Annotated in this window: 12 protein-coding genes; 8 read left to right on the top strand and 4 right to left on the bottom strand. The window is 38.0% G+C overall.

Annotated features, from left to right (window positions below; all coding sequences use genetic code 11):
* Positions 1-48: 48 nt before the first annotated feature.
* The 3 genes from A7P55_RS08465 to mqo all read right to left on the bottom strand — a co-directional run bounded on the left by A7P55_RS08465 (position 49) and on the right by mqo (position 3,508).
* Positions 49-504: a hypothetical protein gene (locus A7P55_RS08465; protein ID WP_171551797.1), complete on the bottom strand. Its 456-nt coding sequence runs from the start codon at positions 502-504 to the stop codon at positions 49-51.
* Positions 505-546: 42 nt separating this feature from the next.
* Positions 547-1,788: an MFS transporter gene (locus A7P55_RS08460; RefSeq protein WP_171551796.1), complete on the bottom strand. Its 1,242-nt coding sequence runs from the start codon at positions 1,786-1,788 to the stop codon at positions 547-549.
* Positions 1,789-1,867: 79 nt separating this feature from the next.
* The gene (gene mqo, locus A7P55_RS08455) at positions 1,868-3,508 is read right to left on the bottom strand and encodes a malate dehydrogenase (quinone) (RefSeq protein WP_171551795.1); all 1,641 of its coding nucleotides are present in this window, start codon (positions 3,506-3,508) and stop codon (positions 1,868-1,870) included.
* Positions 3,509-4,125: 617 nt separating this feature from the next.
* Here mqo and A7P55_RS08450 point away from each other — a divergent pair.
* The 8 genes from A7P55_RS08450 to hxsA all read left to right on the top strand — a co-directional run bounded on the left by A7P55_RS08450 (position 4,126) and on the right by hxsA (position 11,890).
* A complete protein-coding gene (locus A7P55_RS08450; RefSeq protein ID WP_171551794.1) occupies positions 4,126-5,139 on the top strand; it encodes a DUF1852 domain-containing protein in 1,014 nt (337 codons plus the stop codon).
* Between the two features lie 27 nt (positions 5,140-5,166).
* Positions 5,167-6,195, top strand: a complete 1,029-nt coding sequence (locus tag A7P55_RS08445) for a methionine synthase (RefSeq protein WP_065343570.1) — start codon at positions 5,167-5,169, stop codon at positions 6,193-6,195.
* A gap of 87 nt (positions 6,196-6,282) precedes the next feature.
* Positions 6,283-6,774, top strand: a complete 492-nt coding sequence (locus A7P55_RS08440) for a flavin reductase (protein ID WP_016541624.1) — start codon at positions 6,283-6,285, stop codon at positions 6,772-6,774.
* A 609-nt stretch (positions 6,775-7,383) separates the two neighbouring features.
* A complete protein-coding gene (locus A7P55_RS08435; RefSeq protein WP_171551793.1) occupies positions 7,384-7,935 on the top strand; it encodes a TetR/AcrR family transcriptional regulator in 552 nt (183 codons plus the stop codon).
* 349 nt (positions 7,936-8,284) lie between these two features.
* Positions 8,285-8,560: a hypothetical protein gene (locus A7P55_RS08430; RefSeq protein WP_171551792.1), complete on the top strand. Its 276-nt coding sequence runs from the start codon at positions 8,285-8,287 to the stop codon at positions 8,558-8,560.
* Positions 8,529-9,983, top strand: coding sequence for a His-Xaa-Ser system radical SAM maturase HxsB (hxsB, locus tag A7P55_RS08425; protein ID WP_252727841.1), 1,455 nt, complete (start codon positions 8,529-8,531; stop codon positions 9,981-9,983). The genes A7P55_RS08430 and hxsB overlap by 32 nt, the downstream gene beginning before the upstream one ends.
* A gap of 5 nt (positions 9,984-9,988) precedes the next feature.
* Positions 9,989-11,173 carry a His-Xaa-Ser system radical SAM maturase HxsC gene (gene hxsC, locus A7P55_RS08420; protein WP_171551791.1) on the top strand — a complete coding sequence of 395 codons (1,185 nt, stop codon included), beginning with the start codon at positions 9,989-9,991 and terminating at the stop codon, positions 11,171-11,173.
* Positions 11,174-11,227: 54 nt separating this feature from the next.
* Positions 11,228-11,890, top strand: a complete 663-nt coding sequence (hxsA, locus tag A7P55_RS08415) for a His-Xaa-Ser repeat protein HxsA (protein ID WP_171551790.1) — start codon at positions 11,228-11,230, stop codon at positions 11,888-11,890.
* Positions 11,891-11,904: 14 nt separating this feature from the next.
* On the opposite strand, the gene A7P55_RS08410 is transcribed toward hxsA, so the two are convergent.
* The gene (locus tag A7P55_RS08410) at positions 11,905-12,783 is read right to left on the bottom strand and encodes a DUF6685 family protein (protein WP_171551789.1); all 879 of its coding nucleotides are present in this window, start codon (positions 12,781-12,783) and stop codon (positions 11,905-11,907) included.
* Between the last annotated feature and the right edge of the window lie 45 nt (positions 12,784-12,828).

Raw genomic sequence — 12,828 nt, 5'->3', positions numbered from 1 at the left:
TTGAATAATAAAAAACCTCACGTGAAGTGAGGTTTTTTATTAGCCTAATTATAAGGCCCCATATTTTTGCCATGTTTCACCGGTTTCATAGGTTTCATAATGGCTTTTCAGTTCATGCAGAGATTGGGTCTGGTAGATCGCAAAGATGATCATGATCAAGAATAAGCTGATCAATTTAATGGCACGTTTATTCTTATATTCATCTGAATAGAGGTAGAAAATACAATAAAAAGCGATCATCAAATACGTGCAAAACAGTGAGTTAAACACCAGATAAATCAGCAAGGCAGCTGTAATCACGAAGGCGATCCGATTCTTTAAAATCGTCGGTCGCAAGCTAAGCACATTCAATATTAAAAGGCCAAATGAGGTCCAAAACAGATAGGCTTGACCGCCAATAATGACAATATAGGTCGATTGCAGCCACAGCAAGACCAGCCATACAAAAACGGAAAAAATAATAAATTTAGAGAGGCCTGAAGACGCGGGCAAAGTATGTTTCATATGACATTGAATTTTAAAATAACTGTTTGTTTAATAGGGGAATTAAAAACGGAACTTCAATAAATCTTTGGTCTTAATCTTTGTTAAAACAACGCAGAGCAAAGACAGTGAACCACCCATCAACATCGCAGGAATCACGCTGAAAAAGCGCGTCATCACACTCGACTGCAACGCACCAAGCTCATTACTCGAGGTGACAAAGATGCCATTGATGGCAGCGACACGTCCAAGCATGTCCTTGGGTGGAATCAGTTGCAGTATGGTTTGACGAATGACAATGTTGATACTGTCACATGCTCCCATAATAATGAGAACTGCGACTGAAAAATACAGCTGTCTGGTAACAGCAAATAACAAGGTACACAGACCAAAGCCTGTCACTGCTATCAGCATCATCTGCCACGGTCTAGATTTTGGTGGATAGCGAATTAAAATGATCATCATCACCAATGCACCAAAGGCTGGTGCCGCGCGTAATAGACCAAAACCATCTGCACCGATATGTAAAACATCTTGGGCAAAAATGGGCAATAGCGCGATGATGCCACCAAAAAAAACTGAGCTCAGATCGAGAAACATCGCCCAAAAAATAATTTTAGTTTTAAAAATAAAATGCAGCGCTTCTTTTAGACTCTGAGTTACTGACTCTGTTTGGATTTGCGGAAAATCTCGCTTTTGCAAACACCAGAGGGCAATACTGCCAGCTAAAAAAAGTGCCACGATGACACTAAAAGTAATGTCTAAATCGAGATGAGCGAGTAAGAAGCCACCAATGACGGGTGCAAGAATGCCACTGGCTTGCCAGCACATGCTGGTCCATGTTGCTGCATGGGTATACAAATGCTCGGGTACCACAAAAGGACGTAAAGAATTAAAGCAGGGGCTATATATGCCGCGAATACAGCCAAATAAAAAAAGAATACTCAAGGATGAGATTAATAATACATTTGCACTGATGGTTTGGCTGTGAAAAAGATCAAAACTGATCCACAAAGCAATCGATAAGGGAATGGCAAAGCTAAAGCTGATCTGCAAAATACGCTGACGATTAAAACGGTCAGCAATATAACCGCCCCATAAAGAGAGGATGAGAAAGGGTAAAAAATCCATGATCCCGACCAAGCCGAGAATGAGCGGATTCTTGGTGATTTGATACAGATAAAACGCGATCAGGACTTCTTGAATTAGTACCGCAAACGTCAGGCAGCATTGATTGATGGTCAATAACGTGAAGTCACGACTGGCAAATGCAGCAAAAGCAGAATGAGGTACAGCAGAAGACATAAGGCGTAGATTTAAAACATACTAATAAAGAAAAAGGGAAGAGCTGAAACTCCTCCCTTTTTGATGTGCTTAGCGTTACTTATTGTGCAACAGCTTCAGCTTGAACCACTTTCTTAGCAGGAACTAAGTTTGCAGGTGTCGTATAGTTCAAGCCCAAAGTTGAACTTGAGTACTGACGGATTTGATCTAACAACGCTGGATCTGTTGAAAGGTCTTTACCATAAGAACGTACGATCTCATGCAATTTGTCGTTCCATACACCTTTAGTTTGCTCTGGGAATGCTTTTTCAAGCAAGTTGAGCATGATGTAAGGTGATGTAGACGCACCCGGAGAAGCACCTAACAATGCAGTTACAGACTTGTCTTTAGAGGCAAAGATTTCTGTACCGAATTGCAATTTAGCAGGTTTGCCTGGCTCTTTTTTGATGATCTGAACGCGTTGACCACCTTGTTGTAAATGCCAGTCTTTTGGATCAGCTTCAGGGTAGTATTTTTTCAACTCGTTGAAACGATCTGCATCAGACATTAACACTTGGCTTACTAGATACTGAACAAGATCAGCGTTTTGTAGACCAATTGCAGCCATCGGCAACACGTTGTTTTTGTTGGTTGATGCAAGCAGATCAAGCTGTGAACCATTTTTCAGGAACTTGTTTGAATAGGTTGCGAATGGGCCAAACAACACATATTTTTTACCGTCGATATAACGGGTATCGATATGTGGAACAGACATTGGAGGCGCACCAAGATCAGCACGACCATAGACTTTGGCTGTATGTTTTGCTGTTACTGCTGGGTTGTCAGTTACAAGGAACTCACCGCCCACAGGGAAACCAGCATATTGTTGTGCTTCTGGTAAGCCAGTCATTTGCAATAATTTAATTGCAGCACCGCCCGCACCAATAAACACAAAACGTGTTTTGACATGATCAACTTTGCCAGATTTCAAATCTTTGAAAGCCACAGACCAAGTGTTGTCATCATTTTTGCTGATACCCGTCACTTCAGTTGAAGTGCTGAGTTTGAAGTTCGGACTCTTTTCAAGGTTGCCAATCAACTGCTTGGTGATTGCACCGTAGTTTACGTCAGAACCAACGTCCATACGGGTTGCAGCCACTTTCTGTTGAGGATCACGACCGTCCATCACCAATGGTGCCCATTGTTGAATTTCAGCTTTGTCTTCACTCAATTTCATGCCAGCGAATAACGGATTTTGAACCATGGCAGCATAACGCTTTTCCATGAAGTTCACGTTATCGCCCCATACGAAAGCAATGTGTGGGACTGGGTTGATGAAGGTCGTTGGTGTTTCGAGTACACCTTGCTTCACTTGGTATGCCCAGAACTGTTTGGCAATTTCAAACTGACCAGCCACGTTTACAGCTTTGGAAATGTCCATTTTACCGTCTTTTTCTTCGGTATAGTTCATTTCCATAAAGCCTGAGTGGCCTGTACCCGCGTTGTTAAAACCGTTTGAACTTTCTTGTGCAACAGCATCAAGACGTTCATACATGCGGATATTCCAGTCGGGTTGTAATTCGTTGAGATACGTACCTAAAGTGGCACTCATGATCCCGCCGCCGATGAGTACAACATCGACAGTTGGTTCGTTACTGGTGGTTTTAATTGCCTTAGACGCAACTGGTCTAAAAAGAAAGGCAATTGCAATAATAATTAGTACCACGAGTAGTACTAATAAATATTTCCAAAATTTTTTCATTCAATTTACCTTAAAAATTAAATGACGCTCTATATGACAATCGATATAGAGAGAAAGAATTTAAATGATGATACAGGCGCAATAAAGGCACATCAGTACGGCAAGGGATCGCCTTAACACTGATGTTGAAGAAGTTAGTTCATGAATTTTACTTTAATTTAGACGGTATTTTGGTTGAACTAATGTTTCAAAATGTACAAATCAAGCCGACTTTGATGATTTATTGTGTGAAAGTTGTAGAAAGTTCTAGTAAATCTTAGACTTATGGTTTAGAGAGATCAGTCACATTTTAACCGAATAGGATGATTTGAATAATACAAATGTGCGCTCAATTATCATTGAGTGACGCTCTCTATGAGAGAACAATGCCGCTTGGTATGATTTACATGCAGCTTATGCTTTATCCAGATCAGTTCAAAATCCCCTGAGCGATATTCATCTATAAAAGTGCCATCAGCCGAGGATGCTGAATCATATTCATCTCAGCAAATTTTCAAACATGAATTTCATTCATTTTGGACTTAGATTAAATCATTTTTATTCAGCTAATGATTACGGTATAAATCACTCTATACAGAAATTCAGATTTATCTCAGAAATTAGGGTGGCGGATTAAAATGAGTAGCGCATTTAATTTTACGATCAAGAGTATTCGTTTTGATGAGAACTATTACCCATCAGAAAATACCCGTATTACAACCAACTTTGCCAATTTGGCTCGTGGTCAAAGCCGCCAAGAAAATCTGCGTAATACCCTAAAAATGATCGACAATCGTTTCAATACCTTGGCGCATTGGGATAATCCAGAAGGCGATCGTTATGCGGTCGAGCTTGAGATTATTTCTGTTGAGATGAAGGTTGAAGCGGGCAGCGATAGCAATGCATTGCCTTTGATTGAAATTTTAAAAACCAATATTGTTGATCAAAAAACCAATGAGCGTATTGAAGGTATTGTGGGCAATAACTTCTCTTCTTATGTGCGTGATTATGATTTCAGTGTGTTATTGCTTGAGCATAATAAAAACCAGTCTGGATTTAGCACCCCAGAGAATTTCGGCGACTTACATGGCAACTTGTTCAAGAGCTTTATTGAGTCAGAGACTTACAAGGCAAACTTTAACAAGCCGCCTGTGATCTGCCTCAGTGTTTCCAGCAGCAAGGTCTATCAACGTACTGAAAATCAACATCCAGTATTGGGTACGGAATATCTGCAAGATGAATATTCATTAACGGATGAGTATTTCCAGAAAATGGGCTTAAAGGTGCGTTATTTCATGCCGCCAAATAGTGTTGCGCCGTTGGCCTTCTATTTCTCTGGGGATTTATTGGCGGACTACAGCAATCTGGAATTGATCAGCACCATCAGCACCATGGAAAGTTTCCAGAAGATTTACCGTCCTGAAATTTACAATGCCAATTCAGTGGCAGGCAAATCCTATCAACCAAGTTTGAGCAACCAAGATTATTCACTGACTCGCATCGTCTATGACCGAGAAGAACGTAGTCGTTTGGCGATTGAACAAGGCAAATTTGTTGAAGAACAATTTATCAAACCTTATCAAAACATTCTGGAACAGTGGTCTGCCAGTTATGCAGCACAAAGCAACTCGCAAAAAAGTTACGCGCACTAATTTATTGAAAATATAAGGTTATTGATGATGAAAAGATTATTACCAACGTCGACTGCGGGTAGCTTACCGAAACCGTCTTGGCTGGCAGAGCCTGAAAAGCTTTGGTCGCCGTGGAAACTGCAAGAGCAGGGTTTGATTGAAGGTAAACAGGATGCATTGCGTTTGTCTTTACATGAGCAGCAAGTGGCAGGCATTGATATTGTCAGTGATGGCGAGCAAACCCGTCAGCACTTTGTCACCACCTTTATTGAGCATTTGACGGGTGTCGATTTTGAGAAACGTGAAACGGTGCGTATTCGTAATCGTTATGATGCCAGTGTACCAACCGTTGTCGGTGCGGTATCGCGTCAAAAGCCTGTTTTTGTGGAAGATGCCAAGTTTTTACGTCAGCAGACCAATCAACCGATTAAATGGGCGTTGCCAGGACCAATGACCATGATTGATACGCTGTATGATGCGCATTATAAAAGTCGTGAAAAATTGGCATGGGAATTTGCCAAGATCTTGAATGAAGAAGCCAAAGAGTTAGAAGCGGCGGGCGTGGATATTATCCAGTTCGATGAGCCTGCATTTAACGTGTTCTTTGATGAAGTGAATGATTGGGGCGTGGCGACTTTAGAGCGTGCGCTTGAAGGTTTGAAATGTGAAACTGCGGTGCACATTTGCTATGGTTACGGCATCAAAGCCAATACTGACTGGAAAAAGACCCTCGGTTCAGAATGGCGTCAGTATGAAGAAGCCTTTCCAAAGCTACAGCAGTCAAAACTTGATATCATCTCACTCGAATGTCACAACTCACGTGTGCCAATGGATCTAATTGAATTGATTCGCGGCAAGAAAGTGATGGTGGGTGCGATTGACGTGGCCAGTAACACGGTAGAAACACCAGAAGAAGTTGCCGATACCTTACGTAAAGCACTTCAGTTTGTCGATGCTGATAAACTGTATCCATCAACCAACTGCGGTATGGCACCTTTGGCGCGTGATGTTGCGCGTGGCAAGCTGAATGCTTTAAGTGCAGGTGCAGAAATTATTCGTCGAGAACTGCAAGGCTAAAATGCACTGAGGTCGAGAGGTGCAAAGGGCGAGTAGGTGCGCCCTTTGCGCTATCCCCAAGCTCGGGTTTAATTGAGGAGTAGAGTGATGGTTGAAGCAACAGATTTTAGAGATGCAATGTCTTTACTTACCAGTGCGGTCAGTGTGATTACCACCACAGGTATGTCTGGTCGCTATGGCTTTACTGCATCTGCTGTATGTAGCGTCACAGATACGCCTCCGACTTTATTGGTATGCATGAATCGAGCCTCGAGTTCGCATGTGCATTTTGTCGACAATAAAATCCTGAGCGTGAATGTGTTAAGCGCAGATCATCAGCATATTTCGAAAGCCTTTTCCTCTAAATTGAGTCCAGAAGAACGTTTTAAACACGGTGCTTGGTCAGCGTTGGAAACCGGTGCGCCAGTTTTGGATGATGCCTTGGTGAATTTCGATTGCGAGATTGATCAGATTCAGGACGTGGGAACGCATACGATTTTTATTTGTCGTATTGTAGCGGTTCAACAAAGTGGACATGATCAAAGCTTGGTGTACTTTAATCGTGCCTATCACCAAGTTGGGCAAACTGAAGTCGCTTAAAGCAGTGCGCTTTAAGCCGATTGGCTGATTATTAAAATACATTTATATGATAATTTAAAAATAATAAATAATTTAATTAATTGAAAAATAATAAGAAAGTTACTTTGGCCCAAAGTGTAGCATTGACACCCTTAAACCCACTGATTATTCTTTAAGCGCTGGCCTACATCGCCAGCCGGTTTTAGCAGACCGTTTCCTAAGTGCATTGAAAAACCTTGTTTTTTTGATGTAGACTTGTTCGTCCCTCTTTTGTAGCGGTAGGGCGAAAGGGGGACGCCTTCGGGCGTGCTGATTCTTAGGTTCAGTCTGCTAACCCTCTTTCTCCCTGCCACCATAATTTTTATGTCTTGGCAGAATTCCGAATGATTTAGGAGTTGGCCATGCACTGTCTTTATATTCTTCTCAATTAGTCTTTGACACCGTTTGATTGCCCTTAGGTTTTCAAGCGTAACTTCGTCACGACTAAAAAATCATATCAACAATAAAACTTGAGATGCGCTCATGCCGTCTTATCGGGTCTTTGCACGCCTTTTTTTCGCTTATTGCAGCATTAATGGCCGCTTGATCTGGTTGAGCAACAACAAAAAATTATTCAATCATGGAAATGCTATGCCACCTTTTGCTTTGACTTATCGTGCTTTAAAAGTCTTGGATACTTCACAAGCGTTGTTTAGCCAAGATGGTTTTCATCAGGTCGGGGTCGATCTGATTATTGATGCGTCACAAATTGCCAAAGGCACCTTTTATAAATATTTTCACTCCAAAGAGCATTTGGTTGAAATGACACTGAGCTTGCAGAGAACCGCACTCAAGAAAGAAGTCCGTTCAATTCTCTATACCAACAAGAACTTATCGGGGCGTGAAAGACTGAAACGGATTTTCTTTTTACATGCCGATGTAGAAGGGATGTACCATTTATTGTTTAGGGCAGTTTTTGAAATTAAAGCACGTTATCCAAATGCCTATGAGATGGTGGTGGAGTACCGAAACTGGTTGATTCGTGAAATTTATATGTTGTTGGCAAGGGCGGATATCCATGCTGCCAAAGCAGATGCACAGATGTTCTTGTTTGTGGTGGATGGGGCAATGGTGCAGTTGTTGAGTGGGAGTGAGGTGGATAAAGGGAAGTTGTTGGAGGGATGGTTGGTGGGGGTGGGGTAGGAGGAAGCTGGTGGTAATCTGTTTCTATTATGCGGATGGTATTGTATGCTGAAGTTGTATTTTAAAGCCCAGCAGGTCAGTTAATTAAAAAAATTTGGGAATTTTAATTTCATTATACTTTTATATAACTAGTATGGCTTTTTAATAAATGATGAAATAGGAGTTATTTCTAGATATAGTTTTATTTTTAAAATTTTTCTAAAAAACCTTATAATAAATAAGATCTTGTTTTGAAGTGAATCTATTCTATAATATAACTGCAACTATAACTCTATAGTGCTAGTTGTGGTAGATATTAAATATTGATGGAAATAAATTTCAGTGAATTTATCGACTTAAAGGGGCTAGTATGGGGACTCAGACGCTAATTCAATTTGGTTTTGATGTTTATTATGAGATGTCATTAGATGAAGTAGTACAGGCATTGAAATTTTGTCCCCTTAAGTATGAGATAAAGCAATTAGATACTCATAATTTCTTTTTCACAGTTGAAGATGCTGAACAAAAAAAAGTAATTCTTAATTTTCTTAGTGATTACAAATTACGTCAAGAGCTAAGTCAAAAAATCAGTATTCAACAGAAATTTTTTGTAGATGCAATCATCATGGCGAGTATTAGTAAATAAAATGCTTTTTAAAAATGTTGAATTATTACCATTTAATTTTAAACGAATGGAAAATGAGAAATATCTCATAACTAGTGTGACGGGGGATTTTGAGTTTATTTCTAGAGATAATTTAAAAAAAATAATTGCTAAAGATGAATCTTTAGATATGGCTCTTTATCTGAACTTGAAATCTAAATTCTTCCTGATGAGTCAAAATGCTATTGGTTCAAAACGAGCTTTAATTTCAAGGTTACATGCAAAAAAATCAACAATTTTAGAAGGAACTTCACTCCATATTATTGTTGTGACGATTCAATGTATGCACTCATGTTCTTACTGCCAAGTCAGTCGTCAACATGCAGGAGATGAGTTCACTATTTCCAGAAAAAATTTACTCTTGGCGTGTGATACCATCTTTGAAAGTACATCAGATACTTTAACAGTTGAATTCCAAGGGGGAGATCCTTTAATCAAATATGATTTAGTAAAACTTGCGATTGACTACATTACTAAAAAAAATAAAGAGCACAATAGATCTATTCGTTTTGTAGTAACTACAACATTGCACCAGTTAACCTCTGAAATGTGCTTATTTTTCAAAGAACATCAAGTGGTATTGTCTACAAGTATCGACGGTCTTGCAGACTTGCATAATAAAAATAGACCGATTGCTAATCGAGATGCTTATGAAAGAACTATTACAGGCTTAGAGCTAGCTCGTAAAGAATTAGGTCAAGACTCGGTTTCTGCATTAATGACTACTACACGTAAAAGCTTGGATTATCCTAATGAAATTGTGGATGCATATGTTAAATTAGGATTTAAGGATATTTTTATCCGTGGTTTGAGTGATTATGGATTTGCAAAGAAAAACTCAAAGCGACTTGCACCAACTCACGCTGAGTTCTTAGATTTTTATGAGAAAGCATTGGAACGTGTTATCCATTGGAATGATAAAGGATATGAACTAATAGAAGTTCATTCCGCAATCTTATTAAACAAAATCCTTTCTCCATTTGACCACGGTTATATTGATCTCCAGAGTCCATCAGGCGCAGGACTGGGGTGTATTGTCTATAACTATGATGGATACGTATATCCTAGTGATGAATCTCGTATGCTAAAAGAAACAGGGGATATTTCTTTACGTTTAGGTAGAATTGGTGAGCCTTTATCTCAATTGTTAAGCTCTGATCTACAAAGAAATATCATTACTTCAAGTTTGAATTTTAATGATCCAAGTTGTAGTCAATGTGCTTATCTACCGTATTGTGGGCCTGATCCAATTAGTGCTTATAACGAATTTAGAACGATGACTCCACCTACCCATTTAACTAGTCATTGTAAGCGTTACATGGGTTTGTTCGATTTGATATTTAACAAGTACCAAAATTCTGAAAAGTTTAGAAAGTTAGCAAACCAGTGGGCCTTTAGTAAGTAGATAAGATGAGAAAAATAAAGCTAGACTCGGTCACAAAACATACTCCACAAATCTTTAGGGTACTTAGTCTTGATAATTTGGATGTAGAGTGGTTACCTAATCAATCTATTCTAGTGCCAGTTACTAATGTCCAGGAAGTCGAGATTTTTGATCGATATATTCAGGCAGGATTAGACAATCTTTATTCAATTTATAGTCCAGACTTGCTTGATAAGGTTGGTGCAAACAATCTCTTTATTCCAGAACAACAAGCACTAAAATCAAATGATGTGGTTACTATTGACCCATATAAAAAGAATCTAAGTGTACTTTTGAGAGCAAGTGATACTCATCATACTTTATTTTTAACCAACAGATGCAATAACTACTGCATCATGTGCTCTCAACCACCAACTAAGCATGATGACTCATGGTTGGTACGGCAAGCATTAGAAATTATTGATCATCTTAGCTATGAACCGATGAATATTGGCTTAACGGGTGGTGAGCCATTACTACTAGATACACAGTTAAGATTAATCATCGATACCATTCATAATAAATTTCCTTCAACCGTAATTGATGTACTAACGAATGGTCGCTTGTTTAGTAATCCTAAGATAGCGGAATCAGTGTTATCTAATCTTGAAACGAAAGTGAATTGGCTTATCCCACTATATGGTCATGCAGATCTCTTACATGATTTTGTAGTGCAGCAACATTCGGCTTTTGAAGAAACATTAGAAGGTCTTTATGTCCTCCAGCATTACGAACAACCGATACAATTAAGAATTGTTTTGGTTAAGCCTGTATTAGAGAACTTAATTGATCTCTGTACTTATATACGAACCAACCTTCCATTTGTGAATGAGGTCGCTCTGATTGGCTGTGAACCTATAGGTTTTGCATTGGCTAATAAAGAATTGAGTCAAGTTGATATCAAAGAGTGGTGGGAAGAACTGATAATTGCAATAAATGTATTGGTAAACTCAAAAATCCGTTTAGTACTAATGAATATTCCTTTGTGTTGCTTACCTGAATCTTTATGGGAATTTTCTGCTAAAAGTATTTCAGATTGGAAAAATACTTATGATAAAGTTTGTGAAAATTGTGATGTAAAGAAAAAATGTTGTGGTTTATTTACTTGGTATCAAAATGGCTGGGCACCATCTGCTCTGAATCCTATAAAACTTGTTGATAAACAAGGTTAAACGCTTGCATAATATAAAAGTTTAATAACAATATATTTTTTAGTGGGGTGGTGTTTGAGTAAATTTATAAAATCATTAGCTGTTTTTGCTGCATCGGCACCAGTTATTAATAATAAAGCAGCCGCAGCAATTAATACTAATGTGGATTCTTATGAAAATTTAGAACCAGTTTCTATACGTCCTTTAAATTATGAATATGAAAACATGTTTGCAGGTCATAGAAGTCATTCAAGCCATAGAAGTCATTCAAGTCATTACTCTGGCTCGGGATATTCAGGTTATTCCAGTTCAAGAACACCTGTTTATTCTGTACCAAGCTATACTCCACCGAGTTATTCAAGCTCGAACTCAACTACTTCTTCAGGTACATCCTCATCTTCAAATAGAAATAGTTCGAATATAACTGTAAAAACTTACTCAAATGTTCCAACTAAAACAGATACTCCAGTTAATAATTATTATGGAACTAACTTAAATACGAGTGCACCCTCATCATCAGAAGATCCAATCTTAATGCAGGTTATGCAGATCAAGCGGGTACAAGTAGCCTTGTTACAATTAGGATACTATTCTGGGAAAATTGATGGTGATCTAGGTAAAAATACACGTAAAGCTATTGCTAACTACCAAGTTGATAAAAACCTATCAATTAATGGTCGGATGACAACTGAGCTTTTGAACAGCTTGGGAATTTCTGCAGTTAATTATTATGAATAGTAATGCAAAATATTTTATAATTTATCTCTTAATAGGTCTCTAATTAAATTATTTTTGTGAAATTTTTTGTTTAGCTGAGCTCTTAGTAGAAAGTTTTTGTATGATTTTTCTAAAAAATATATTCTTATATTAAAGCAATCGAAATGTGCATGTGAAAGTGAGTAAATAGTACATCTTTCTGAAAGTATTAAACAAAAAGATTTTTGATTTTCACAAATATTATCCATTGTAATAGAGATTTCTCTATCAGATTTTTCAATAATGAGATATATGGCGTAATTTTTTAATAATTCTTGTAAGGATTCTTGATTTATTTGGTATTTAGTTAGTTGTTCAATGTAAGGTATTTTAAGCTGTGGATTTTGGGTGCAAATATTGGCAATATTTCCAATTCTATGATTGCCATCGCTATTACTAACCATTAGACCTTTGTGCCAGCTTCTTTTAATAAAGCCAGACACTCCATTTAATTTCCCATCCTTATTGAAACATTCTTTTAGATGTTTTACTTCAGTTTTATGTATGTGTTCATCCCCTGAATTTGAAATAGTTGCCAATTTCCACCAGTTCACTAAATCACAAGCTTGAGTAAAGTTGAAGTGTTTGGCGCTTTTACCTCCACATATATACTTAACTTCCGAAAGATCTAATTCATATTGACTTATTATTTCCTTGTGAATCAATCTTTTTAATATGTCACGAAATTTTTTTATAGTTAGTGAATCTGATTTATAGGCTTCAAATATATGATTCCAAGTTTTATCCTGTTCGACTTGAGATAAGTCATCCAAATTTAAAAGAGAACCACTATGTCCATGATTGTCATTTAGCCAATAATTAGTACAAAAAAGTAAATTTTCTTGATATTTATTAATAATTGTCTTGCTGAACATTTGGTGAAATTCCAGTTATGGTCATCAAACCTACTTTAAATGTAT

Origin of the sequence: Acinetobacter sp. Ac_5812 (assembly GCF_013072695.1) — a bacterium.
Lineage (GTDB): Bacteria > Pseudomonadota > Gammaproteobacteria > Pseudomonadales > Moraxellaceae > Acinetobacter.
This window is presented reverse-complemented; position numbering and strand designations above follow the sequence as displayed.